The sequence below is a fragment of the Streptomyces sp. CB09001 genome (genome assembly GCF_003369795.1).
In the GTDB taxonomy this organism is placed as follows: Bacteria; Actinomycetota; Actinomycetes; order Streptomycetales; family Streptomycetaceae; genus Streptomyces.
Genome location: NZ_CP026730.1, coordinates 3,355,658 through 3,378,118, shown reverse-complemented (window position 1 = coordinate 3,378,118; position 22,461 = coordinate 3,355,658). Strand labels below are relative to the sequence as shown.

The window sequence follows — 22,461 nt, the reverse complement described above, 5'->3', positions numbered from 1 at the left end:
CGCGATGAGCACCCTGCTCCAGCCCCTGCCCCACCGGCACGTGCTCACCCTGCCCGCGGCGCCCCCGGCGGTCCGGGTGGCCCGCGAGACCGCCGAGCAGGCGCTCGCCGAGTGGGGCGTGAACCCAGGGCACCCGACCGTCGCACCCGCCCTGCTGATCCTCAGCGAGTTGGTCACCAACAGCGTCCGCCACGCGTCGCCGCCGAGCGAGCAGGTGACCGTCACGTACGCGGTCGGCGACGACTGCCTGGCCTTCGCCGTGCACGACCGGCACCCGCACCAGCCGCGGCTGTACGGCGCGGAGACCACCGGCCGGGCCGGGGGCCTGGCGACCGTCATGGAGCTCACCGGCACCCTGGGCGGCACCGCGGTGGTCCGGGGCGACGGCGACGGCCGGGGCAAGAGCATCTGGATCACGCTCCCGCTGTGAGGCGCGGACCGGCCCGGCGTCACGAGGAGCCGTAGCTCGTCAGGGGCGGGGTGCGCAGCGCGATGACGGCCTTGTCGTCGTGGCCGTTGCCGGGCCGGTGGGCGACCAGGGCGCGGCACAGCTCCTCGGGCGCCAGTCCCGCCAGCCGGGAGGCGGCGACGGCCAGGGCGTCCAGGCCCCGGTCCAGCGGCTGGCCGGGGACCTCCACGAGGCCGTCGGTGAACAGGATGACGGTGCTGTCCACCGGCAGGGGCCGGCAGTGGTCGGGCCGCGGCAGGTCCGGCGCCACCCCGAGGGGCAGCCCGGGCTCCACGTCCAGGTAGCGGACCCGCCCGTCGGGCAGCAGCACGAGCGGCTGCGGGTGGCCGGCGCTGGACCACCGCAGCTGCCACGTGCCGTCGGCGGGCTCCAGCCGCGCGAGGAGCGCCGTGGCGACGGGGGCCTCGTCCAGGGCCGCGTTCATGATCCGGTCGAGCCGGGCGAGGGACGTGCTGGGCGCGGCACCGGGGTCGTAGTACAGGGCGCGCAGCATGTTGCGGATCTGGGACATGTCGGCCGCGGCCCGCAGGTCGTGCCCCACGACGTCGCCGATCACCGCCGCGCAGGCCCCGCCGGGCAGCAGCATGGCGTCGTACCAGTCGCCGCCCACGGCGGCGGGCGCGCTCGCCGGCCGGTAGGCCGCACCCGCGGTGAAGGGCCGCAGGTCGGGCAGGCGCGGCAGCAGCAGCCGCTGGAACTGCTCGCTGCTGTTCTGGACCTGTTGGTAGAGGCGGGCGTTCTCGATCGCCACGCCCGCCGTGCCGGCCAGCGCGCGGATCACGCCCTCGTCGTGCCGGTCGAAGGGCTGCCCGTCCTTGCGTTCGGAGAGGTAGAGGTTGCCGTAGATCCGGCCGCGCACACTGATCGCCACCCCGAGCAGGCTGCGCATCGGCGGGTGTCCGGGCGGGAAGCCCGCCGACTCCGGGTGGCGCGAGATGTTCTTGACCCGCAGCGGCTCGGGGTGGTGGATCAGGTGCCCCAGCAGGCCTCTGCCCCGCGGCAGCTCCACCCCCTCCAGGTCGGCCAGCTCCTTCGTGGTGAGCCCCAGTGGAATGAACTCCGCCAGGAGCCTGCCCTCCTGGTCCAGGACGCCCATGGCCCCGTAGCGGGCGCCCACCAGGTCCATGGCGGTGCGCACGATGCGGCGCAGCACCGCGGGCAGCTCCAGCTCGCCGGTGATGTTCACGACCGCCTGGAGCAGCTCCTGCAGGGTCCGCTGGGCGCGGGCCAGGGCGTGCAGCTGCTCGCCGATCCGGTTCAGGTCGGAGCTGAGCGGCAGGTCGAGGAGCGAGGCGTACGGCTCGCCGACGCCGGAGCCCTCCGCGGAGCCCTCCCCGGAGCCCTCCGCGGCCCCCTCCCGGGGCCTCTCCCCGGAGTCCTCGCCGGCCGAGGCCGGCTCGTCCGGTGAGCGCCGCCGTTCCTCCGCCATCACGCGTGCCTCGCTTCCCGCCGTGCGGATCGCCTTCCGCCCACCCTCGCCCGGCGGTCCGGGGTGTGCCGTCCGTCCACAGCCGGTCGGAGTAACCCGGCACCGTCCCGGTGCGACCGGGTTCGTCCCGGCGGATTCGGGTCTGGCGGGTGGCTCGGGCGAGGATGGGCGGCATGCTGATGAGGACGGGACGGGCGCGACGCGCCCCGGGCGGGCCGACCGGGCCGCGCCGCCGCGGCGCGAGGAAGGCGAAGGCACGATGAGCACGCCGCTGTACCAGTTGAAGGCCGAGTTCTTCAAGACGCTCGGCCACCCGGCGCGCATCCGCGTCCTGGAACTGCTGAGCGAGCGCGAGCACGCGGTGGCGGAGATGCTCCCCGAGGTGGGGATCGAACCGGCCCACCTGTCCCAGCAGCTCGCGGTGTTGCGCCGGGCGAACCTGGTGGTCTCCCGCAAGGAGGGGTCGACGGTGTACTACTCCCTGACCAGCCCGCAGGTCGCGGAGCTGCTCAGGGTCGCGCGCGGCATCCTGTCCGGTGTGCTCGCCGGACAGGCGGAACTGCTCGCCGATCTCCGGGCCGGACGGCCCGAGCCGGCGCCCGAGCGGCCGTAGCGCCGCGGCGGCCGGTCACTTGTGGGCGTGTTCGCCCACGTAGAACAGCAGCCAGATGAAACCGGCGAGCAGGTGCGTGCCGAAGATGTAGAAACCCGCCCGGAGGGCGACGCCGCGCTCGAACCGGCGCTCGGCGTTGCCGCGCCCGGCGTCGCGGCGCCCAGTGCTGCCGCGCCCGCTCATCGGACGGGCTCCGCGGTCTGCAGCTCTTCCAGCAGCCGCCGTTGGTCCGTGAGCAGCTCGGAGAGGATCCGCCGGGCGGTGGCCAGCAGCTCGGCGACCTCCCCGCCGGCCAGTTCGTACACGACGGTGGAGCCGGTGCGGGTGGCGGTGACGATGCCGGAACGGCGGAGCACGGCGAGCTGCTGGGAGAGGTTCGAGGGCTCGATCTCGATCTCCGCGAGCAGCTCGCGGACCGGTCTCGGGCCGCCCTGCAGCAGTTCCAGCACCCGGATGCGTACGGGGTGACCCAGCATCCGGAAGAAGTCGGCCTTCGCCTCGTACAGCGGAACCGGCATCCCGATCACCTCCGTGAAGGACGTATGAATCACGGCAACTGATGAATTGAAGAAGTCCGCAAGTCTTTCCCACTCTACCGCCTGCCCGCGGTTCCGCGAGCGGGCCAGTACCTTGCTCCCATGCCTGATCTGAGCCCTTCCTCCCCTGCCGAGGCCTACGCGGCGCTGCTGCAGGGCAACGCCCGCTTCGTGAGCGGCGACCGTCTGCACCCCAACCAGGACGCCGACCGCCGGTCGGAGCTGGCCCCGCGGCAGCATCCGTTCGCGGTGCTCTTCGGCTGCTCGGACTCGCGGCTGGCGGCCGAGATCATCTTCGACCGGGGGCTGGGCGACCTGTTCGTGGTGCGGACGGCCGGCCACGTGGCGGGTGCGGAGGTGCTGGGCAGTGTCGAGTACGGCGTCAACGTGCTGGGCGCACCGCTCGTGGTGGTGCTCGGGCACGACTCCTGCGGCGCGGTCACCGCGGCCGCCGAGGCCGAGCGCGGCGGCACGGCACCGGCCGGTTACCTCGGGGACGTGGTGGAACGGGTGATCCCGAGCGTGCTCGCGGCACGTGCCCTGGGCCGTACGGGGATCGACCAGTTCGTGGACGAGCACATCCGCCGGAGCGTCGACGGGCTGGTGGGGCGCTCGGCGCTGCTGGCGAACGAGGTGGCCGCCGGCCGGTGCGCGGTCGTCGGCCTGTCCTACCGGCTGGCCGGGGGAACGGTGAAGCGCGTGGCGGCCCACGGGCTCCCGGAGTAGCCGCCCGACGCATGGCACACCATGGTGTCCACCGTGACGCCATAGCGGTGCCATGCGTTTCACCTTCGTTTTCCCTGGTCAAAGGCCATGGCGGCGCCATTGCCTCGATTCGGGTGTCATTCGGGCTTGTGTGTGGCGCCATTGTGGTGCCATCATGGCGTCATGGACCTCACTCCGTATGTCGACACCCTCCGCCGTGAACTCGCGGTGGCCGCCGAGGCCGGTGGCCACGAAGCCCGCGAACTGGCGGAGCGGCTCATCGCTCCGCTGGAGTCGGCGACCCGGCTGACCATGCTCAACGTGCTCTCCGCCGCGATGGACGAGATCACCCGCGACCTGGCCCCCGGTTCCGTCGACGTACGGCTGCGCGGGCTCGAGCCCGACTTCGTGGTGACGCTGCCGCCCGCCGAGGGCGGTGGCCCCGCGGAGCCGGCCGGGCCCGTCGAGACGCTCAAGGCGCAGCCACCCGCCGACGGCGACGAGGGCGGCACCGCCCGCGTCAACCTGCGCCTGCCGGCCCACCTCAAGACGCGCGCCGAGGAGGCCGCGAGCCGTGAGGGGCTGTCGGTCAACGCCTGGCTGGTGCGGGCGGTGTCGGCCGCGGTCGACGGCGGCGGCACCCCGCGTCCGCCGGAGCGGACCCGAAACGTCGGACAGAGCTTCACGGGCTGGGTGCGCTAGGCCGGCCCCCGGGGCGGGCCCGGCCCCTCGCGCTCGCACCCGCGCCCCGGGAGAAACACAGCACCGCGCTCACACCACGCCCCACCTGCGGGTACACCCCACGGACTCACGAGGACGGTACAGCCATGCCTTCTTTCGACACTCCCCAACCGATCGCGGTGACCGCCCACGTGGGCGCCGGTTCCATCCGGTTCACCGCGGGCGACCGGCTCGACACGGTCGTCGAGGTGCGGCCCGGCGACCCCGGGCGGGACAAGGACGTACGGGCCGCCGAGCAGACCGAGGTCTCCTACGCGGGCGGCGTCCTGACGATCAGCACGAGGGAGCGCCGCTTCATCGGCCCCACCGGCGCGGTCGACGTGACGGTGGAGCTGCCCGCCGGATCGCGCGTCGACATGGAGGGCTCCTGGACCCAGGTCCTCGGCGAGGGCCGGCTCGGCGAGGTCCGGGTCAAGACCCCGGGCGGTGACGTCCGCCTGGACACGACGGGGCCGCTCCAGCTCACCGCCGCCCACGGCTCGGTCACCGTGGACCGGGTCGAGGGTTCGGCCGAGATCACCACCAGCTCCGGCAGTGTCCGCGTCGGCGTCATCGACGGCCCGGCCGTACTGAAGAACTCGCACGGCTCCACGACCGTGGGCGCCGCGCTCGGCGACCTGCGGGTGAAGAACGCCAACGGTGACATCAACGTCGCCCACGCCGAGGCCTCGCTCACCGCCACCACCGCCCACGGCACCCTGCGGGTGGACGAGGTGGTCCGCGGCGAGGTCCGCCTGGAGACCTCCTACGGCGCCATCGAGGTCGGCATTCGTGAGGGCACCGCCGCCTGGCTCGACGCCCGTTCCAGCGGCGGGCAGGTGCGCAACACCCTCGCCGCGTCCGACAGCCCCGCCGAGACCGAGGAGACCGTCGAGGTCCACGCCCGCACCCGGTACGGCAACATCGACGTCCGCCGCGCCAAGGCCTGAGCGCCGGGCCCGCCCCCGTCCGTCACCCACCCACCCCTGTCATCCCCTGTCATCCCCTCGAACGGGAGGGCTCCATGCCTTCATCTGTCATGCCCACGACCACCTCGGGAGTCGGTCCGCAGGCACCCGCCGCCGTCTCCGCCGTGGGTCTGCGCAAGTCGTACGGCGACAAGACCGTCCTCGACGGCATCGACCTGCGCATCCCGGCCGGTTCCGTGTTCGCGCTGCTCGGCCCGAACGGCGCGGGCAAGACCACCGCCGTCAAGATCCTCTCCACCCTCGTCTCCGCCGACGGCGGGCAGGCCCAGGTGGCGGGCCACGACCTCGCCGCCGACCCGCAGGCCGTGCGGGCCGCGATCGGGGTCACCGGTCAGTTCTCCGCCGTGGACGGCCTGATCACCGGCGAGGAGAACATGCTCCTCATGGCGGACCTGCACCTGCTCCCCCGGCGCGAGGGCCGGCGGGTCGCCGCCGAACTGCTGGAGCGCTTCGACCTCACCGAAGCGGCGCACAAGCCCGCCTCCACCTACTCCGGCGGCATGAAACGCCGCCTGGACATCGCCATGACCCTGGTCGGCGACCCCCGCATCATCTTCCTCGACGAACCCACCACCGGCCTCGACCCCCGCTCCCGCCACACCATGTGGCAGATCATCCGCGAACTCGTCACCGGCGGCGTCACCGTCTTCCTCACCACCCAGTACCTGGACGAGGCCGACGAACTCGCCGACCGCATCGCCGTACTCAACGACGGAAGGATCGCCGCCGAAGGCACCGCCGAAGAACTCAAACGGATCGTCCCCGGCGGACACGTCCGGCTCCGCTTCACCGACCCCACCACCTACCGCGCCGCCACCACCGCCCTGCCCTACAGCACCCCCGACGACAACTCCCTCACCCTCCAGATCCCCAGCGACGGCAGCCAACGCGACCTGCGCACCATCCTCGACCGCCTCGACACCGCGGGCATCGAGGCCGACGAACTCACCGTCCACACCCCCGACCTCGACGACGTCTTCTTCGCCCTCACCGCCACCGTCCCCGCCCAGACCGACGCGACCAAGGAGACGGTCCGATGAGCACGCTCACCCTCGCCGCGCGCAACTCCTCCACCATGCTGCGCCGCAACCTCCTGCACGCCCGCCGCTACCCGTCCCTCACCCTCAATCTCCTGCTCACGCCGATCATGCTGCTGCTCCTCTTCGTCTACGTCTTCGGGGACACGATGAGCGCCGGCATCGGCGGCGGCGCCGACCGGTCCGCGTACATCGCCTACCTCGTGCCGGGCCTGGTGCTGATGACCATCGGGTCCACCACGGTCGGCACCGCGGTCTCCGTCTCCAACGACATGACCGAGGGCATCGTCGCCCGCTTCCGCACCATGCCCATCCACCGCGGCTCGGTGATCACCGGCCACGTCATCGGCAGCGTGCTGCAGTCGGTGATCAGTGTGGTCCTGGTCGGCGCCGTCGCCGCGGCCATCGGCTTCCGCTCCACCGACGCCACCGTCCTGGAGTGGCTCGCGGCCTTCGCGCTGGTCGCCCTGTTCGCCACCGCGCTCACCTGGATCGCGGTCGGGATGGGCCTGATCAGCCCGAACGCCGAGGCCGCCAGCAACAACGCGCTGCCGCTGATCTTCCTCCCGCTGATCTCCAGCACCTTCGTGCCCATCGACTCGATGCCGGGCTGGTTCCAGCCGGTCGCCGAGTACCAGCCCTTCACGCCCGCCATCGAGACCCTGCGCGGCCTCCTCCTCGGCAGCGAGATCGGGCACAACGGATGGCTCGCCCTCGTCTGGTGCCTCGCCCTCACCGTGCTCGGCTACGTCTGGTCGAAGTCGGTCTTCAACCGCGACGCGAAGTAGCGCGACCCCGCAGCGGCGCCACCCGGCATCTCCGCCACCCGGCATCTCGTCGGGTGGCGCCCGCATGTCGTCAGAGAGGTGTCAAAGGCGTTCGCGCCGCCGTATGGAAGCCATCAACGGCGGCCGAAAACGGTCGGAAGGGGGCTCTCATCTCGGTGTCAGCTTCTTTTCCGAACCTCACTAGGAGCCAGCGATGGCCGACGTGGCCTTCGTCGTCACCACGATCGCGGTGTTCGCGTTCGTGGCCCTTGTCGCCAAGGGGGTGACGAAGCTGTGACCGCGGAGAACATCGTCGGCCTGATCGTGGCCGTCGCCCTGCTCGGTTACCTCGTCCTCGCCCTGATCCACCCGGAGAGGTTCTGAGCACCGTATGAGCCCCCTCCTCGCCGGCGTGCTCCAGCTGCTCGCCCTCATGGCCGCGCTGGCGCTCGCCCACGTCCCCCTCGGCAACCACATGGCCCGTGTCTACTCCTCGCCCAGGCACCTGCGGGTCGAGAAGTGGATCTACAAGGGCATCGGGGCGGACCCGGACACGGAGATGCGCTGGCCCGCGTACCTGCGCGGCGTTCTCGCCTTCTCCCTCGCCGGGGTCCTCTTCCTCTACCTGCTCCAGCGGCTGCAGGGCGTGCTGCCCGGCTCGCTCGGCTTCGCCTCCATCGACCCGGACCAGGCGTTCAACACCGCCGCGTCCTTCGTCGCCAACACCAACTGGCAGTCGTACTACGGCGAGCAGGCCATGGGCCACGTCGTGCAGACCGCCGGTCTGGCCGTGCAGAACTTCGTCTCGGCGGCCGTCGGCATCGCCATCGCCGTCGCTCTCGTACGGGGCTTCGCGCGGTCCCGCACCGGTGAACTGGGCAACTTCTGGTCCGACCTGGTCCGCGGCGTCGTCCGCGTCCTGGTGCCGATCGCCGCGGTCGGCGCGGTGATCCTGGTGGCCTGCGGGGTCATCCAGAACTTCTCCGGCATCCACGAGGTCGGCCAGTTCCTGGGCGCGCCGCAGCAGTGGAACGGGGGCGCGGTCGCCTCGCAGGAGGTGATCAAGGAGCTGGGCACCAACGGCGGCGGCTACTTCAACGCCAACTCCGCCCACCCCTTCGAGAACCCGACGCCGTTCACCAACCTGTTCGAGATCTTCCTGATCCTGCTGATCCCGGTCGCGCTGACCCGGACCTTCGGCGTCATGACCGGCTCGGTGCGCCAGGGCTACGCGATCCTCGGCACGATGGCCACCATCTGGGTCGGCTTCGTCGCCCTGATGATGTGGACCGAGTTCGCCCACCAGGGCCCCGCGTTGCAGGCGGCCGGCGGGGCGATGGAGGGCAAGGAGCTGCGTTTCGGGATCGGCGGTTCGTCGCTCTTCGCGGTGACCACGACCCTGACCTCGACCGGCGCGGTGGACTCCTTCCACTCCTCCTACACCGGACTCGGCGGCGGCATCACCATGCTCGGCATGATGCTGGGCGAGATCGCGCCGGGCGGGGTCGGGTCCGGCCTCTACGGCATGCTGGTCATGGCGGTCGTCGCGGTGTTCATCGCGGGGCTCATGGTCGGCCGCACCCCGGAGTACCTGGGCAAGAAGATCGGCACCCGCGAGATCAAGTTCGCCGCCTGCTACATCCTGATCACCCCGGCCCTGGTCCTGGTGTTCACGGCCGCGGCGATGGCGCTGCCCACCCCGGGCGACTCGATGACCAACAGCGGGGCGCACGGCTTCTCCGAGATCCTGTACGCCTACACCTCCGCCTCGAACAACAACGGCTCGGCCTTCGCCGGCCTGAACGCCGACACCCAGTGGTTCAACAGCACCCTCGGCCTCGCCATGCTGCTGGGCCGGTTCGTGCCGATGGTGTTCGTCCTGGCCCTCGCGGGCTCGCTGGCCCGGCAGCAGCCGGTACCGGCCACCGCGGGCACGCTGCGCACCGAGAAGCCGCTCTTCGCCGGCCTGCTGGTGGGCGCCGTCCTGATCATCACCGGTCTGACCTACTTCCCGGCCCTCGCCCTGGGCCCGCTCGCCGAAGGGCTGGCGGCATGAACACCGACACGCAGAACACCGACACGCAGAACACCGACCCGCGGAACCAAGGGAACGCGATGTCCACAACCACCCCGACCCGGGCGCCGCACGACGACGCACCCTCCGGGCACCAGCCCGGCCAGGGCCGCGTCGGCGGGGGCCTCTTCGACCCCAAGCAGCTGGTCAAGTCGCTGCCCGACGCGTTCCGCAAGCTCGACCCGCGGGTGATGGTGAAGTCGCCCGTCATGTTCGTCGTCCTCGTCGGCTCCGTGCTGACCACGGCCTTCTCCTTCACCGATCCCGGTGACTGGTTCGGCTGGACGATCAGCGCCTGGCTCTGGCTGACCGTGCTCTTCGCCAACCTGGCGGAGGCGGTCGCCGAGGGCCGCGGCAAGGCCCAGGCCGACACCCTGCGCAAGGCCAGGACCGACACCGTCGCCCACCGCGCCGACGGCACCACGGTCCCCGGCACCGCACTCACGGTCGGCGACCTGGTGGTCTGCGAGGCCGGGGACGTCATCCCCGGCGACGGCGACGTCGTCGAGGGCGTCGCCTCGGTCGACGAGTCGGCGATCACCGGCGAGTCGGCGCCCGTCATCCGCGAGTCCGGCGGCGACCGGTCCGCGGTCACCGGCGGGACCAAGGTGCTCTCCGACCGCATCGTCGTCCGGATCACCACGAAGCCGGGCGAGACGTTCATCGACCGGATGATCAGCCTGGTCGAGGGAGCGGCCCGGCTGAAGACGCCGAACGAGATCGCGCTGAACATCCTGCTGGCCTCGCTGACCGTCGTCTTCCTGCTGGCCTGCGCCACCCTCCCGCCGTTCGCCGGCTACGCGGGCACCCACCTGGACATGATCGTGCTGGTGGCCCTGCTGGTCTGCCTCATCCCGACCACGATCGGCGCCCTGCTCTCCGCGATCGGCATCGCGGGCATGGACCGCCTGGTGCAGCGCAACGTGCTGGCGATGTCGGGCCGCGCGGTCGAGGCCGCCGGTGACGTCTCCACGCTGCTCCTCGACAAGACCGGCACGATCACGCTGGGCAACCGGCAGGCGGCCGAGTTCGTGCCGGTGGGCGGTGTGACGGCGGCCGAACTCGCCGACGCCGCCCAGCTCTCCTCGCTCGCCGACGAGACCCCCGAGGGCCGCTCGATCGTCGTCCTCGCCAAGGAGAAGTACGGCCTGCGTAAACGCCCACCCGTCGCCCACCACCGCCCTTCTGAGGAAGCGCTTCGCGCCTCTTCTTCGGGCGAACTCGTCGGCGCCGAATGGATCGGGTTCACCGCCCAGACCCGCATGTCGGGCGTGGACGCCGACGGCCGCAAGGTCCGCAAGGGCGCGGCGGGCTCCGTCGTCGCCTGGGTCCGGGAGCGCGGCGGCTCGGTGACCGAGGACGCGGACGCGGCCGTCGAGCGCATCTCCGCGGCGGGCGGCACCCCGCTGCTCGTCGCCGTCGAGGACGGGCGCGGCGCCCGCGTCCTGGGCGTCGTCCACCTCAAGGACGTCGTCAAGCGGGGCATGCGCGAGCGGTTCGACGAGCTGCGCCGCATGGGCATCAGGACCGTCATGATCACGGGCGACAACCCGCTCACGGCGAAGGCGATCGCCGAGGAGGCGGGCGTCGACGACTTCCTCGCCGAGGCCACGCCCGAGGACAAGATGGCCCTCATCAAGCGCGAGCAGGCCGGCGGCAAGCTGGTCGCGATGACCGGCGACGGCACCAACGACGCCCCCGCGCTGGCCCAGGCGGACGTCGGGGTGGCCATGAACACCGGCACGTCGGCCGCCAAGGAGGCCGGCAACATGGTCGACCTCGACTCCGACCCCACCAAGCTGATCGAGATCGTCGAGATCGGCAAGCAGTTGCTGATCACGCGCGGGGCGCTCACGACGTTCTCCATCGCCAACGACGTGGCCAAGTACTTCGCGATCATCCCGGCGCTCTTCGCGGCGGTCTACCCGGGCCTGGACAAGCTCAACATCATGGGTCTGTCCTCCCCGGACTCCGCGATCCTGTCCGCGGTGGTCTTCAACGCGCTGATCATCCTCGTGCTGGTGCCGCTCGCGCTGAAGGGCGTGCGCTACCGGCCCATGAGCGCCGACCGGATGCTGCGCCGCAACCTCGCCGTCTACGGACTGGGCGGGCTGATCGCCCCGTTCATCGGCATCAAGCTCATCGACCTGATCGTCTCGCTCATTCCCGGGATCGGCTGACCGACATGAACACCTCCCTGACCAACGCCGCCCGGCTGTTCACGGCGGGCCTGCGCGCCCTGCTCGTCCTGACCGTGGTCACCGGCATCGTCTACCCGCTCGTCGTCACCGGCGTCGCCCAGGGGCTGTTCCCCGGAAAGGCGAACGGCTCCGAGATCGAGGCGGACGGGAAAGTCGTCGGATCCTCCCTGATCGGCCAGTCCTACAACCTGCCGCTGAAGGAGGGCCAGGAGACTCCGGAGCCGGACCTGAAATGGTTCCAGGGCCGCCCCGCCAACGGCCTCGGCACCAACAGCGTCAACACGCAGTACGAGCTGATCCTGTCCGGGGCCACCAACCGTTCCGCCGACAACCCGGAACTCGTCCAGTGGGTGAAGGACGCCAAGGCCGCCGTCGTCAAGGACAACTCCGTGCCCGGACACCCTGTGCGGCCGCAGGACGTACCCGCGGACGCCGTCACCTCCTCCGGCTCCGGCCTGGACCCGGACATCTCCCCGCGGTACGCCGACCTCCAGGTGCACCGGGTCGCCGAGAGGAACGGCCTGCCCGCCGAGCGCGTCCAGGAGCTCGTCGACGAGCACACCGCACCCCGCACCCTCGGCTTCATCGGCGAACCGCGGGTGAACGTCCTCGAACTCAACATCGCGCTCGGGGAACTGGTGGCGCCGGGGGCCGGCCGCTGAGCCGCGGTTACAATCCGGGCCATGGCCCTGACCGTGAGCGACGTGGAACGGTTCGAGGCCTCCAGGCACCGTCTGGAGGCCATCGCCTACCGCCTCCTCGGCTCGGCGAGCGAGGCGGAGGACGCCGTGCAGGAGACGTTCCTGCGCTGGCAGGCGGCCGACGTCGCACGGGTCGAGGTTCCCGAGGCCTGGCTGACCAAGGTCCTCACCAACCTGTGCCTCAACCAGCTCACCTCGGCCCGCGCCCGCCGGGAGACCTACGTGGGCCAGTGGCTGCCCGAGCCGCTGCTCGCCGGGGACCCGATGCTCGGCCCGGCGGAGACGGCCGAGCAGCGCGAGTCGGTCTCCCTGGCGGTCCTCGCCCTGCTGGAGCGGCTCTCCCCGGGCGAGCGGGCGGTGTACGTCCTGCGTGAGGCCTTCGGCTACCCGCACCGGGAGATCGCCGCGATCCTCGACATCACGGAGGACGCCAGCCAGCAGACCCTGCACCGGGCCAGGAAGCACGTCGCGCAGGGCAGGGCCCGCACCGAGGTCGACGAGACCGCGGCCCGGCGGATCGTCGACGAGTTCCTCGCGGCGGCCACCAGCGGCCGGACCGAACCGCTGGTCGAACTGCTCACCCAGGACGCCGTGTCGATCGGCGACGGCGGCGGAAAGGTGCCGGCCCGCGCCAAGGCGTTCGAGGGCGCCCACGCCGTGGCGACGTTCCTGCGGGGCCTGTTCAAGCCCGGCAGGGCCAAGCGCGAGCTGACCGGCGGTCCCGCCGAGATCCACGCCGCCACCGCCAACGGCGACCCCGCCCTGGTGGCCGTCGTGCACGGCCGGGTCATCGGGATCATGTGCCTGGAGGTCACCCCCGAGGGGCTCGCGGGCTTCCGCAACCAGGTCAACCCCGACAAGCTCGAACGCGCCACCCGCCGGTGGGAGGCCGGCGAGCACGGGGAACCCCTGTTCCAGATCTGACCCCGGGTCTCCTGGACCCCGCCGCTCCCCACCCCCGGCCGGAGTGTGGTGCGCGTCACTCCCCACCCCTGTCAGGAATCAGCGGGCTGCCCGGTTCAAGGGGCGAGTTCCGCCGGACAGAGCGCCGGCGGCCGGAGACAAGGGAGTACGCCATGCAGCACACCCCGCGGCACCGCATCGTCGTCCTGGGCGCCGGATACGCCGGAGCCGTCGCCGCCGGCCGTCTCGCCAGGCGGCTGCGGAGCGAGGACGCGGCCATCACCCTCGTCAACGCCGAGCCCCACTTCGTCGAACGGGTCAGGATGCACCAGCTCGCCGTCGGCCAGGACCTCAGGGCCCGGCCGCTCGACGAGATGTTCGCGAACACCGGGGTCGAGGTGCGGATCGCACGGGTCACCGGCGTGGACGCCGACCGCAGGACCGTCGCCGTCACCGACGAGGACGGCGCCGGTGAACTGGCCTACGACACCCTCGTCTACGCCCTCGGCAGCGCCTGGAACCCGCAGGACGTCCCCGGTGCCGCGGAGCACGCCCACGAGATCGCCGGCCGGCCGGGAGCGCTCCGGCTGCGCGAACGCCTGGCGGGGCTGGAGGCCGGCCGGACCGTGGTCGTCGTCGGCGGCGGGCTCACCGGCCTGGAGGCCGCGTCCGAGATCGCCGAGGCCCGTCCGGACCTCGACGTGTCGCTCACGGCCCGCGGCGAACTCGGCGACTGGCTCTCCCCCAAGGGCCGCCGCCACCTGCGGAAGGTCTTCGCCGCCCTCGGCGTCACGGCGCACGAGAACGCCGCCGTCACGGCCGTGGCCGCGGACCACGTCGTCACCGCCGACGGCACGGCCGTCCCGGCCGACGTCACGGTGTGGACCACCGGATTCGCCGTCCACCCCCTGGCGAGCGCCACCACGCTGCACGTCACCGACACCGGCCGGATCGTGGTCGACGGGACCATGCGCTCGGTGTCCCACCCGGACGTGTACGCGGTCGGCGACGCGGCGCTGGCGGCGGGACCCGGCGACCGGCCGCTGCGGATGTCGTGCGCCTCGGGCGTGCCCACCGCCTGGCAGGCCGCCGACGCCATCGCCGCCCGGCTGACCGGCGGGAAGCTGCCGAAGGTGACGCCGCGCTACTTCAACCAGTGCATCTCGCTGGGCCGGGGCCAGGGCCTGATCCAGTACGTCACCGCCGACGACCGCGCCGTGCGCGCGGCGCTGACCGGACGGCTCGCCGCCCTCTACAAGGAACTCGTCTGCAAGTCCGCGGCCTGGGGCGTCGCCAACCCGACCCTCGGCGTCCCGACCCGTCGCCGCCCGGTGGCGCCCCGCACCCCGGAGCCGGTCCCGACGACCTGAACGAGGGACGCGCTCACCGCACCGGGAAGCCGAAGGTGTGGCCCTGCTCCTTCAGCCAGGGCAGGACCTGCCGCAGGGCTTCGACGGTCTGGGTGCGGTCGCCCCCGGCGTCGTGGAAGAGGATGGTCGGCCCGTTGGGCAGCTCCCGCTTGACGGTGGCGACGATGGCGTCCGCGCCCGGCCGCTCGAAGTCCTTGGTGTCCACGTTCCAGCCCAGCGGGCGCATGCCGTGGGAGGCGGCGAGCTTGCGGCTGTAGGGGGTGAACGCCCCGCCGGGGGCCCGGTAGTACACCGGCCGCACACCCCCGGACGCCTTGATGATCATGCGCTCGGCGTCGAGGATCTCCTTGGACTGGTAGGCCTCGGACTTCTTGTCCATGGTGGTGTCGTGCGACACCGTGTGGTCGCACAGCCGGTGCCCGGCCGCGACGACGTCCTTCACGAGATCCGGGTGGGCCTCGGCCTGAAGGCCCGTCATGCAGAAGGTGGCCTTCACGCCGTACTCGTCCAGCAGGTCGAGCACCTGAGGCGTCCACGCGGGGTCGGGGCCGTCGTCGATGGTGATGTTCACGCCGCGCGGCCCCGCGTCCGAGGCGTGCGCGATGCTGATGTCGACGGGCTTGGCGGCGCCGCCCGGAGTGGCCGGCGCGGACGCCCGCGGCGTCGCGCCGCCGCCGACGGAGTCGGCCTGCGCGGTCCACACCGAGGCGCCGACGGCGAGCACCGTCACACCGAGCGCCGCCCCGACCACCTTGCCGTACCAGCCCCGCCCGCCACCGTGCCGCGCCATGTCCGCCGCCCCGCCTTCGCGTAGTTGCTCGCCGCCGGTCCCCGCTCACGTCGGGGACCACATGACAGGACGGGAGAAACCCGCCCCGGGATCCCTCCGTTACCGATCACGGACAATCCCGGGGGAGTTCGCGGACAACTCGACGCGGGCTACGGCTCACCCATGGGCGAGGTACTCCCAGAAATAGGCCGCGACTCCTGTGCAAGCCGTGCCCGACCCCGCCATCCAGTACAGGGAGAAGGTGTTGAGGGGGACCTTGTCCCAGGGCTTCTCCTCCTGTTCCCGGATGTCGGCCGCGACCTTCCTGGCGATCGGCGCCAGCATGACGACGAACGTGAGCAGGACGCCGCTGTAGATGTAGAGGGTGTGCGGGACCGAGTAGCCCTTCACCGTGGCGTTGGGCAGCAGGAAGAGCCAACCGGCCAGCGGGGCGGCGAACATGCGCAGCCGGGCCTTGGACGTCGGCATGCACCAGTACATCGCGGCCGTGTGGACGACGGTGGCGCCGAAGGCGATGAGCCACCAGTCCTCCGTGCTCAGAACAGACATGATCGCGGGCCCCCTTCGGACGGAAGTCCGGGCAGCTTGGCCGCTTCGGTGTCCGTGGCGGCCCCCGCCGCGCCCAGGGCGTGCAGGATGCGGGCCAGGTCGGCCGGGGCCGCCGCGAGGCGGACCGGCTCGCCCGCGTCGTCGAGCTCGGCGACGTGCCAGCCGCGGGGCACGCCGTCGCCGTCGCCACCGCGCGGACGCCGTACGCCCTTGACGGTGAGCCGGTGCGCGGGGACGGGCCGCGCCGCGAACCGCCCCGGCCCGGGGTGGGGGACGACGGCGGGCGGGCCGTCGCCGAGTACGACATGGGTGCCGAAGTGGTTCGGGTTGTAGTCGGTGCTCTCCAGGAAGCGGGCGGCGAGGAACACGTCCGCTCCGCCGTCCTCCCGGGGCACGGCTCCGGTCACCGTGGCCGTCGCGGCGGTCTGCGGCGTGCTGATCCGGGTGGCGCGCCACGCCAGGACGAGGAGGCCCAGTGTGGCCAGGGACCCCGCGGCCGCCCAGGCGAGGGGCCCGGGGGAGGCCGGCGGGCCCAGGGGATGGACGTAGCAGAACGGCAGCAGCCACAGCGCGGTGCCGGCCAGAACGCCCGCGAACGGCAGCGCCGACGGCAGCACCTCGTCGTCGGGAAGCCGGCGCCCGCGCCGGTGCACCAGCACCCGGGCCCCCGGGTACCCGGCCGCGAGGGCGAGCGCGGCGGCGAGTACGGCCACCGAACCGGCGCTGGTGAAGTGCTCGCGCCACACGTGGTGTTCCGCCGCCACCACCCTCACCTGTCCGCGCCACAGGGTGAGTTCGACGCGGTCACCGGCCCGGAACCCCTGGGCGCCCTCCCGCGAGACCGTGAGCCGGTCCACCGGCCGCCCGTCGGCGAAGTACAGCCGGCTGGGCTGCTTCGCCCGGCCCACCTCGGTCCGCGCGATCACGGCCGGCCGGGTGGTGAGGCACGCGCCGCGCTCCTCGGACGGCGTCCCGGCCGCGCACGGGACGGCCGAGTCCCACGCCTCCTTCGTCGCCCCCGTGACCGGCACGAACCACGCGGCCAGCCCCGCCCCCGCGAACAGCAGCAGGCACAGGACCAGCGGTACGGCGGCGCCGCGCCCCGCGGTGCGTCTGGAGATGACGGCGAGATGGTCCGACTCGGGGCTCCCGTACCGACGGTGCAGGGCCCGCAGCGCGTCCAGCGTCGCGTCGAAGTCCGGCCGGCCGGCCCGGGACCCGGACACCGGCAGGGGCAGCCGCCGCGTCCGCCCGTCGCGCAGCAGGACGCCGACCCGGAAGTACTCCTCCCCGTGCCGCCCGTACTGGATGTGGACGCGCAGGTCGGCGATGTCGCCCCACGGCATGCTCCGGTGACGGCGCGGCAGCGAGCCGTACCGCACGCCGTACGCGTCGGCGCTCACCTCCAGGGTGACCCCGTGGAGGAAGGCGACGCCCACCAGAGCGGCCAGCAGCCCGCCGCCCACCCACCAGTCCACGAACGTTCCCGAGTACACCAGGCGCCCCAAGGCCAGGACGGCCCCCGCCGCCCCCACCCCGACGCACACCCACAGGGGCCGCCTGAGCGGGGGCCGGACACGCACTTCCTGGCCGACGGTCATGCGCGCATGGTGCCACCGGCCGCGACGTCCCCGCCTGTACGGCATCCGGCAGTGTTCCGGCCCGCCAGGCTGCCGGGGACCGGTGGAAGGGCGGCCGGGCGGACGACGCGGGCTCCTTGTACCGGGAGGCGGTCGGGTGGCACCGTGCAGCCTGACAGGGGAGACATGCGACCACCAGACGAAACGAGCACCGGCCGGGGCACCGACGCGCACGAGTTCGACGCCTTCTACGCCGAGAGCGTCGGCCGGCTCATCGGTCACCTGTACGCGATGACGGGCGACCTCGCCGAGGCGCAGGACGTGGTCCAGGAGGCCTTCGCCCGGGCCTGGGAACGCCGGACCGAGCTGGACCTGAACGGCGCCCCCGAGGCGTGGGTGCGCACGGTGGCCTGGCGGCTGGCGGTCAGCCGGTGGCGGAAGGTACGCACCGCGCTCGCCTTCGCCCGGGGCCAGGGCCCGCCGGCCGCCGTTCCGCCCCCGGAGCCGCACCATGTGCTGCTGGTCCAGGCGCTGCGGCGGATACCCGAGGCGCAACGCCGGGCGGTGGTGCTCCACCACCTGTGCGACCTGCCGGTCGAGCAGGTGGCCGCCGAGGTCGGCTGCCCGGTCGGTACGGTCAAGGCACAGCTGAGCCGGGGCCGGGCGGCGCTGGCACGGCTGCTGTCCGACACCGAGCTGGATCCGCGGACGAGTCGCCTGCCGGAGGTGCGTCATGGCTGACAGGCCGGAACCGGGGCCAGGACCGGCACCCGGACCGCTGCCCGGGCTGGAGGAGTCCCTGGCGGACCTCGCCGAGTCGGGTCGCCGGCACGTGGTGCCGCCGGCCGCGGAGCGGATCCGGGCGCGCGGTGAGCAGCGCCTGCGCCGCAGGCGGACCGCGCTGGCGTCCGGCGGCGCGCTGCTGGCCGCGGCGGTGGCCCTGGGCGGCCTGTCACTGGTCCGGGCCGTCCGGGACCCCGAGCCGCCCGCCGTCCCCCCGACGGCGACCGCTTCGCCCTTCGTGCCGCCGACGCCCGCCCCCGGAGCGGAGTACGCCGGGGAACTGGCCTACGTGTACGACGCGGTGGCGCAGGGCGACACCGTGCGGGTCACCGTCGAGCCGCTCCGTACCGTGCGGGGCGGGGCGACGCCCGCGGGCGAGGCGCACCCGCTGACCCTGCCGCGGGGGACGCCGGTCGAGGCACGGCGGCTGTCCGGCGGGAACCCGGCGGACCTGCGACTGGACGAGCTGCTGGACCGGCTGTCCGCCGGGCGGAAGTGGGCCTTCGCGATCGACTACGACGGCGAGGGCCGCGTGCACTCGCTGCGGGAGGCGTACTGGCTCGACGACTGATCCGGGGAAGAAATTCGCGCCGGGATGCAACCCGCCGGGTGGGGTGGCGCGTAGAGAGTGCGTATCCAGAACGCACCACGTCCTTGGGGGGACTTCACCATGCGCGTCGCACACCGCCGGACCACCACCGTCCGCTGCCTCACCGCCCTCACCCTCGGCCTGCTGGCCCTGACCGGGTGCAGCGGCCAGGACGACGGACCGGACGACGGGCAGGCCGCCACCGCCACCGCCAGTGCCACCGCGTCCGTGGCCTCGACGACGCCTGCCCCGTCGTCGGACGGGACGGACCCGAGCACCGCGCCGAGCGCCATCGCACCGAGCGCCACCGCGGCGAGCGGCACCGCGGCCCGCTGGGCCGGCACCAAGCAGTTCGTGCAGATCGACGGCGCCCGGACCGCCGACGGACGGACCTACCTGTCGGTGCGGCCCGCCGAGAAGAAGCCCCACCCCCAGTTCGAGGCATGGGTGATCGTCCCGGGCGAGGGGCCCTACACCGAGGTGAGCATGACCGAGGACGCCCAGGTGCTCCTGTCGGTCCCGCTCGGCGACGCGAAGCACCCCGCCGCGTACGCCCAGGACGAGTTCGTCAGCCGCCTGTCGGCCCGGCCCTCCCCGGACCGCGCGCTCCTCGGCTACGACCTGAGCTTCGACGGCCAGGGACGGGTCACCAGGGTGCAGTCGCTGTACACGCCCTGACGCGCGGGCGGGGCCCGGAGATCCGCCGCGCGGCGGAACCGGCGGTGGCGGGCGGCGGGCCACCGCACGCTCCGGCCGACGCGCCGGCGAGGTCCACCGGTCCGGCCCGTCGAGGGGGACCACGGGTCAGTCGCGGTAGGCGTGCGTCTGGGTGGCCTTCACCGTGGCCCAGACGGTGGCGCCGGGGTGCAGGTCCAGGTCGGCGGCGCCGAGCGTGGTCAGGTCGGCGGCGAGGGGGAGGTCGCCGGTGAGGTCGGCGCGGATCCGGTCGCCGTGGGTCTCCAGACCGGCCACCTCGCAGCGCCAGACGTTGCGGGCGCTGGAGCCGGTGGGACGGTCCCGGTGCAGGGTGACGGCGCCGGGCGGGAAGGCGACGAAGACCGGCCCGGTCAGCTCCTCGGCGGTCGTGATCGCCGGCCCGTCCTCGAGCCGTACCGTGTGGCCCTCGGCCCGGCCTCGGTAGAGGTTGAGCCCGACCAGGTGGGCGATGTAGTCCGTGCGCGGACGGCGGGCGATGTGGGAGGGGGTGCCCTCCTGGACGACGTGGCCGTCCTCGACGACGACGAGGTGGTCGGCGAGGACCATGGCGTCCAGCGGGTCGTGCGTGACCAGTACGGCGACGGCCTCGAAGTCCGCCAGATGGCGCCGGAGTTGCGCGCGGACGTCGAGGCGCGTGCGGGCGTCGAGGGCCGCGAGCGGTTCGTCGAGGAGCAGCAGCCGGGGGTGGGTGGCCAGGGCGCGGGCGAGGGCGACGCGCTGGGCCTGGCCGCCGGAGAGCCGGCGCGGTCTGACGGCGGCGTGCCCGGCGAGACCCAGCCGTTCCAGCCAGGCGGCGGCCTGCGTCCGGGCCTGTGCCTTGGTCGCGCCCCGGCAGCGCGGCCCGAAGGCCACGTTGTCGAGCGCGGTCAGGTGCGGGAAGAGCAGGTAGTCCTGGAAGACGACCCCGACCGGCCGGGACTCCGGCGGCGTACGGTCCAACTCCGCCCCGTCGAGCCGCAGATGTCCGTCCGTGAGCGGGACGAGACCGGCGAGGGCCCGCAGGGCGGTGGTCTTGCCGGCGCCGTTCGGGCCCAGCAGCGCGACGACGTCGCCGGGGGCCGCGGTCAGGGCCACGTCGAGGCGGAAGGCGCCCCGCTCGACGACGAGCCGCGCGTCGAGCCCGTACGGCCCGGGTTCCGCGGCACCCCGGGTGGCCGGCTCGGTGGTCTTCTCGGCGTCGGTCATGAGGCGGTCATCCAGCGGTCGCGCAGTCCGGCGAGGACGGCGACGGACACGGCCAGCAGGACCAGGCTGAGGGCGACGGCCGCCTCCGGGTCGCTCTGCAGGGCGAGGTAGACCGCCAGCGGCATGGTCTGGGTGCGGCCCGGGAAGTTCCCGGCGAAGGTGATCGTCGCCCCGAACTCGCCGAGCGCCCGCGCCCAGGCCAGCACGGCACCGGCGGCGATCCCGGGCGCGATCAGCGGCAGCGTGACCCGGCGGAACGCGGTGAAGCGGGAGGCGCCGAGGGTGGCGGCCGCCTCCTCGTAGCGGGGATCGGCGGCGCGCAGGGTGCCCTCGACGCTGATGACGAGGAACGGCATCGCCACGAACGCCTCCGCGAGGATCACACCGGTGGTGGTGAACGGCAGCGTGATCCCGAACCAGGAGTCCAGCCACTGCCCGACGACGCCGTTGCGGCCCAGCGCCATGAGCAGGGCGACACCGCCCACCACCGGCGGCAGCACCAGCGGCAGCGTCACCAGGGCCCGGACGAGGCCGCGGCCCGGGAACTCCACCCGGGCCAGCAGCCAGGCCAGCGGCACGCCGATCACCATGCTCACCACGGTCGCCGCCGTGGCGCAGATCAGCGACAGGCGCAGCGCCTGCCACACCTCGGTACTGGTCAGCAGCTCGGGCATGCTCGCCCAGGGGGCCCGGATCAGCAGGGCGACGAGGGGGAGCACCAGGAACGCCAGGCCGACCAGTGCGGGCACGAGCAGCGGCAAGGGAGCACCGCCCCGGACCTGGCGGCGGCGCCGCGGCCCATCCGTGCGGGGACCGGCGGCACCGGTCCTGTGCGGGGTGGTCACGGCGCCGTGAACCCGGCGCCGGTCAGGACCTTCCGCCCTTCGGCGGACCGCACCAGCTCGATGAACGCCTCGCCGACGTCCGCGTTGGGGGCGTCCTTGAGCAGGGTGATCGGGTAGTCGTTGACGGCCTTCGCCGACTCGGGGAACTCCACGCCCGCCACCTTGTCACCGGCCGCCTCCACGTCCGTCCTGTAGACGACCGCGGCGTCGGCCTCCTTGAGGACCACCTTGTTGAGCGCCGACTTCACGTCCTCCTCGTAGGAGACCGGGGTGAGTTCGAGACCGGCGGCGGTCAGCGCCTTGTGGGCGGCCGCCCCGCACGGCACCGCCTTGTCGCACAGCACGACCTTCAGACCGTCCCCGGTGAGGTCCTTCAGCGAGGCGACCCGGTCCGGGTTGCCGGGCAGGGTGGCGATCTCCAGCCGGTTGCGGACGAAGGTGACCGGCGTCCCGGCGGCGGCGTCCGCGTCCGTGACGACCTTCATCGTCCCGGGGCTGGCGGAGGCGAACACGTCGGCCGGTGCCCCGCTGGTGATGCCCGCGGCGAGCGAGTCGCTGCCGCCGAAGTTGAAGACGACCTCGGTGCCCGGGTGCTGCTTCTCGAACTCCTCGCCCAACTCGGTGAAGCTCTCCGTCAGCGAGGCCGCGGCGAAGACGTTCACGGTCCCGGACAGTCCGCCCGAACCGCCGCCCGACGAGGAGGCACCGGACTGTGAGTCGGAGCCGGAGGACGAGCAGGCACTCAGGGCCAGCAGCGCGGCGGCGCCTGCGCCGGTCACCTGAAGCATCCGGCGACTCCGGCGCGCGGAACGGGTCGTCACGAGTCCACTCCTCCAGCTCCTGGACAGAACATACGCCGACCATACTGCCGCAGATGCAAGCCGAAAGTCTCCTGGCGCTTCGCATGAG

General features: G+C 73.0%; 25 protein-coding genes. 16 read left to right on the top strand and 9 right to left on the bottom strand.

Going from position 1 to position 22,461, the window contains the following annotated elements; all coding sequences use genetic code 11:
• The first annotated feature begins 4 nt into the window (after positions 1–4).
• Positions 5–430 (top strand): ATP-binding protein, encoded by a 426-nt coding sequence (locus C4J65_RS15490; protein ID WP_115742928.1) that lies wholly within the window; start codon positions 5–7, stop codon positions 428–430.
• Between the two features lie 19 nt (positions 431–449).
• On the opposite strand, the gene C4J65_RS15485 is transcribed toward C4J65_RS15490, so the two are convergent.
• A complete protein-coding gene (locus C4J65_RS15485) occupies positions 450–1,898 on the bottom strand; it encodes a GAF domain-containing SpoIIE family protein phosphatase (protein ID WP_205351016.1) in 1,449 nt (482 codons plus the stop codon).
• A gap of 259 nt (positions 1,899–2,157) precedes the next feature.
• On the opposite strand from C4J65_RS15485, the gene C4J65_RS15480 reads away from it, so the two are divergent.
• Positions 2,158–2,511, top strand: coding sequence for a metalloregulator ArsR/SmtB family transcription factor (locus C4J65_RS15480; RefSeq protein WP_115742927.1), 354 nt, complete (start codon positions 2,158–2,160; stop codon positions 2,509–2,511).
• Between the two features lie 15 nt (positions 2,512–2,526).
• Here the strand turns inward: C4J65_RS15480 and C4J65_RS36345 are convergent, their stop codons facing one another.
• Positions 2,527–2,694, bottom strand: coding sequence for a DUF6126 family protein (locus C4J65_RS36345; RefSeq protein ID WP_205351015.1), 168 nt, complete (start codon positions 2,692–2,694; stop codon positions 2,527–2,529).
• On the bottom strand, positions 2,691–3,029 hold the full coding sequence (locus C4J65_RS15475; RefSeq protein ID WP_115742926.1) for a metalloregulator ArsR/SmtB family transcription factor: 339 nt from the start codon (positions 3,027–3,029) through the stop codon (positions 2,691–2,693). Before C4J65_RS15475 ends, C4J65_RS36345 begins: the two co-directional genes overlap by 4 nt.
• A gap of 120 nt (positions 3,030–3,149) precedes the next feature.
• On the opposite strand from C4J65_RS15475, the gene C4J65_RS15470 reads away from it, so the two are divergent.
• From C4J65_RS15470 to C4J65_RS15420, 11 genes are all read left to right on the top strand, one after another.
• Entirely contained in the window at positions 3,150–3,773 is a 624-nt protein-coding gene (locus tag C4J65_RS15470; protein WP_115742925.1) for a carbonic anhydrase, read from the top strand.
• Positions 3,774–3,935: 162 nt separating this feature from the next.
• Positions 3,936–4,454 (top strand): hypothetical protein, encoded by a 519-nt coding sequence (locus C4J65_RS15465; protein ID WP_115742924.1) that lies wholly within the window; start codon positions 3,936–3,938, stop codon positions 4,452–4,454.
• Between the two features lie 125 nt (positions 4,455–4,579).
• Positions 4,580–5,422 (top strand): DUF4097 family beta strand repeat-containing protein, encoded by an 843-nt coding sequence (locus tag C4J65_RS15460; RefSeq protein ID WP_115742923.1) that lies wholly within the window; start codon positions 4,580–4,582, stop codon positions 5,420–5,422.
• Between the two features lie 74 nt (positions 5,423–5,496).
• Positions 5,497–6,501, top strand: a complete 1,005-nt coding sequence (locus C4J65_RS15455) for an ATP-binding cassette domain-containing protein (RefSeq protein ID WP_240330431.1) — start codon at positions 5,497–5,499, stop codon at positions 6,499–6,501.
• Positions 6,498–7,286 (top strand): ABC transporter permease, encoded by a 789-nt coding sequence (locus tag C4J65_RS15450; protein ID WP_115742921.1) that lies wholly within the window; start codon positions 6,498–6,500, stop codon positions 7,284–7,286. The genes C4J65_RS15455 and C4J65_RS15450 overlap by 4 nt, the downstream gene beginning before the upstream one ends.
• A gap of 273 nt (positions 7,287–7,559) precedes the next feature.
• A complete protein-coding gene (kdpF, locus tag C4J65_RS15445; protein WP_037922167.1) occupies positions 7,560–7,649 on the top strand; it encodes a K(+)-transporting ATPase subunit F in 90 nt (29 codons plus the stop codon).
• A gap of 7 nt (positions 7,650–7,656) precedes the next feature.
• Positions 7,657–9,321: a potassium-transporting ATPase subunit KdpA gene (gene kdpA, locus C4J65_RS15440; RefSeq protein ID WP_115742920.1), complete on the top strand. Its 1,665-nt coding sequence runs from the start codon at positions 7,657–7,659 to the stop codon at positions 9,319–9,321.
• Positions 9,322–9,380: 59 nt separating this feature from the next.
• Positions 9,381–11,519: a potassium-transporting ATPase subunit KdpB gene (kdpB, locus tag C4J65_RS15435; protein ID WP_162833584.1), complete on the top strand. Its 2,139-nt coding sequence runs from the start codon at positions 9,381–9,383 to the stop codon at positions 11,517–11,519.
• 5 nt (positions 11,520–11,524) lie between these two features.
• On the top strand, positions 11,525–12,202 hold the full coding sequence (locus C4J65_RS15430; RefSeq protein ID WP_115742918.1) for a potassium-transporting ATPase subunit C: 678 nt from the start codon (positions 11,525–11,527) through the stop codon (positions 12,200–12,202).
• Positions 12,203–12,223: 21 nt separating this feature from the next.
• Positions 12,224–13,165: an RNA polymerase sigma factor SigJ gene (gene sigJ, locus C4J65_RS15425; protein WP_115742917.1), complete on the top strand. Its 942-nt coding sequence runs from the start codon at positions 12,224–12,226 to the stop codon at positions 13,163–13,165.
• A 152-nt stretch (positions 13,166–13,317) separates the two neighbouring features.
• Positions 13,318–14,514, top strand: a complete 1,197-nt coding sequence (locus tag C4J65_RS15420) for an FAD-dependent oxidoreductase (RefSeq protein WP_115742916.1) — start codon at positions 13,318–13,320, stop codon at positions 14,512–14,514.
• 13 nt (positions 14,515–14,527) lie between these two features.
• On the opposite strand, the gene C4J65_RS15415 is transcribed toward C4J65_RS15420, so the two are convergent.
• The 3 genes from C4J65_RS15415 to C4J65_RS15405 all read right to left on the bottom strand — a co-directional run bounded on the left by C4J65_RS15415 (position 14,528) and on the right by C4J65_RS15405 (position 17,454).
• Positions 14,528–15,304 carry a polysaccharide deacetylase family protein gene (locus C4J65_RS15415; RefSeq protein WP_115742915.1) on the bottom strand — a complete coding sequence of 259 codons (777 nt, stop codon included), beginning with the start codon at positions 15,302–15,304 and terminating at the stop codon, positions 14,528–14,530.
• Positions 15,305–15,460: 156 nt separating this feature from the next.
• Positions 15,461–15,853 (bottom strand): hypothetical protein, encoded by a 393-nt coding sequence (locus C4J65_RS15410; protein ID WP_240330430.1) that lies wholly within the window; start codon positions 15,851–15,853, stop codon positions 15,461–15,463.
• On the bottom strand, positions 15,841–17,454 hold the full coding sequence (locus C4J65_RS15405) for a PH domain-containing protein (protein WP_115742914.1): 1,614 nt from the start codon (positions 17,452–17,454) through the stop codon (positions 15,841–15,843). The genes C4J65_RS15410 and C4J65_RS15405 overlap by 13 nt, the downstream gene beginning before the upstream one ends.
• Before the next feature lie 165 nt (positions 17,455–17,619).
• Between C4J65_RS15405 and C4J65_RS15400 the strand changes: the two genes are divergently transcribed.
• From C4J65_RS15400 to C4J65_RS15390, 3 genes are all read left to right on the top strand, one after another.
• Complete coding sequence (locus C4J65_RS15400; protein ID WP_115742913.1) at positions 17,620–18,174, top strand: SigE family RNA polymerase sigma factor; 555 nt, start codon at positions 17,620–17,622, stop codon at positions 18,172–18,174.
• Entirely contained in the window at positions 18,167–18,787 is a 621-nt protein-coding gene (locus C4J65_RS15395; protein WP_115742912.1) for a hypothetical protein, read from the top strand. The genes C4J65_RS15400 and C4J65_RS15395 overlap by 8 nt, the downstream gene beginning before the upstream one ends.
• A 99-nt stretch (positions 18,788–18,886) precedes the next feature.
• Positions 18,887–19,483 carry a hypothetical protein gene (locus C4J65_RS15390; RefSeq protein ID WP_115742911.1) on the top strand — a complete coding sequence of 199 codons (597 nt, stop codon included), beginning with the start codon at positions 18,887–18,889 and terminating at the stop codon, positions 19,481–19,483.
• Between the two features lie 126 nt (positions 19,484–19,609).
• Here C4J65_RS15390 and C4J65_RS15385 read toward each other — a convergent pair whose 3' ends face one another.
• From C4J65_RS15385 to modA, 3 genes are read right to left on the bottom strand one after another with little or no spacing between them, the layout of a single operon-like run.
• Positions 19,610–20,707 (bottom strand): ABC transporter ATP-binding protein, encoded by a 1,098-nt coding sequence (locus C4J65_RS15385; RefSeq protein WP_115742910.1) that lies wholly within the window; start codon positions 20,705–20,707, stop codon positions 19,610–19,612.
• A complete protein-coding gene (locus C4J65_RS15380; RefSeq protein ID WP_115742909.1) occupies positions 20,704–21,552 on the bottom strand; it encodes an ABC transporter permease in 849 nt (282 codons plus the stop codon). Before C4J65_RS15380 ends, C4J65_RS15385 begins: the two co-directional genes overlap by 4 nt.
• On the bottom strand, positions 21,549–22,340 hold the full coding sequence (gene modA / locus C4J65_RS15375; RefSeq protein ID WP_115742908.1) for a molybdate ABC transporter substrate-binding protein: 792 nt from the start codon (positions 22,338–22,340) through the stop codon (positions 21,549–21,551). Before modA ends, C4J65_RS15380 begins: the two co-directional genes overlap by 4 nt.
• Between the last annotated feature and the right edge of the window lie 121 nt (positions 22,341–22,461).

Coding starts and splice junctions, on each gene's coding strand:
- C4J65_RS15490 (WP_115742928.1), top strand. CDS start 5: ATGAGCACCCTGCTCCAGCCCCTGCCCCACCGGCACGTGCTCACCCTG.
- C4J65_RS15485 (WP_205351016.1), bottom strand. CDS start 1,898: ATGGCGGAGGAACGGCGGCGCTCACCGGACGAGCCGGCCTCGGCCGGC.
- C4J65_RS15480 (WP_115742927.1), top strand. CDS start 2,158: ATGAGCACGCCGCTGTACCAGTTGAAGGCCGAGTTCTTCAAGACGCTC.
- C4J65_RS36345 (WP_205351015.1), bottom strand. CDS start 2,694: ATGAGCGGGCGCGGCAGCACTGGGCGCCGCGACGCCGGGCGCGGCAAC.
- C4J65_RS15475 (WP_115742926.1), bottom strand. CDS start 3,029: ATGCCGGTTCCGCTGTACGAGGCGAAGGCCGACTTCTTCCGGATGCTG.
- C4J65_RS15470 (WP_115742925.1), top strand. CDS start 3,150: ATGCCTGATCTGAGCCCTTCCTCCCCTGCCGAGGCCTACGCGGCGCTG.
- C4J65_RS15465 (WP_115742924.1), top strand. CDS start 3,936: ATGGACCTCACTCCGTATGTCGACACCCTCCGCCGTGAACTCGCGGTG.
- C4J65_RS15460 (WP_115742923.1), top strand. CDS start 4,580: ATGCCTTCTTTCGACACTCCCCAACCGATCGCGGTGACCGCCCACGTG.
- C4J65_RS15455 (WP_240330431.1), top strand. CDS start 5,497: ATGCCTTCATCTGTCATGCCCACGACCACCTCGGGAGTCGGTCCGCAG.
- C4J65_RS15450 (WP_115742921.1), top strand. CDS start 6,498: ATGAGCACGCTCACCCTCGCCGCGCGCAACTCCTCCACCATGCTGCGC.
- kdpA (WP_115742920.1), top strand. CDS start 7,657: ATGAGCCCCCTCCTCGCCGGCGTGCTCCAGCTGCTCGCCCTCATGGCC.
- kdpB (WP_162833584.1), top strand. CDS start 9,381: ATGTCCACAACCACCCCGACCCGGGCGCCGCACGACGACGCACCCTCC.
- C4J65_RS15430 (WP_115742918.1), top strand. CDS start 11,525: ATGAACACCTCCCTGACCAACGCCGCCCGGCTGTTCACGGCGGGCCTG.
- sigJ (WP_115742917.1), top strand. CDS start 12,224: ATGGCCCTGACCGTGAGCGACGTGGAACGGTTCGAGGCCTCCAGGCAC.
- C4J65_RS15420 (WP_115742916.1), top strand. CDS start 13,318: ATGCAGCACACCCCGCGGCACCGCATCGTCGTCCTGGGCGCCGGATAC.
- C4J65_RS15415 (WP_115742915.1), bottom strand. CDS start 15,304: ATGGCGCGGCACGGTGGCGGGCGGGGCTGGTACGGCAAGGTGGTCGGG.
- C4J65_RS15410 (WP_240330430.1), bottom strand. CDS start 15,853: ATGTCTGTTCTGAGCACGGAGGACTGGTGGCTCATCGCCTTCGGCGCC.
- C4J65_RS15405 (WP_115742914.1), bottom strand. CDS start 17,454: ATGACCGTCGGCCAGGAAGTGCGTGTCCGGCCCCCGCTCAGGCGGCCC.
- C4J65_RS15400 (WP_115742913.1), top strand. CDS start 17,620: ATGCGACCACCAGACGAAACGAGCACCGGCCGGGGCACCGACGCGCAC.
- C4J65_RS15395 (WP_115742912.1), top strand. CDS start 18,167: ATGGCTGACAGGCCGGAACCGGGGCCAGGACCGGCACCCGGACCGCTG.
- C4J65_RS15390 (WP_115742911.1), top strand. CDS start 18,887: ATGCGCGTCGCACACCGCCGGACCACCACCGTCCGCTGCCTCACCGCC.
- C4J65_RS15385 (WP_115742910.1), bottom strand. CDS start 20,707: ATGACCGACGCCGAGAAGACCACCGAGCCGGCCACCCGGGGTGCCGCG.
- modA (WP_115742908.1), bottom strand. CDS start 22,340: ATGCTTCAGGTGACCGGCGCAGGCGCCGCCGCGCTGCTGGCCCTGAGT.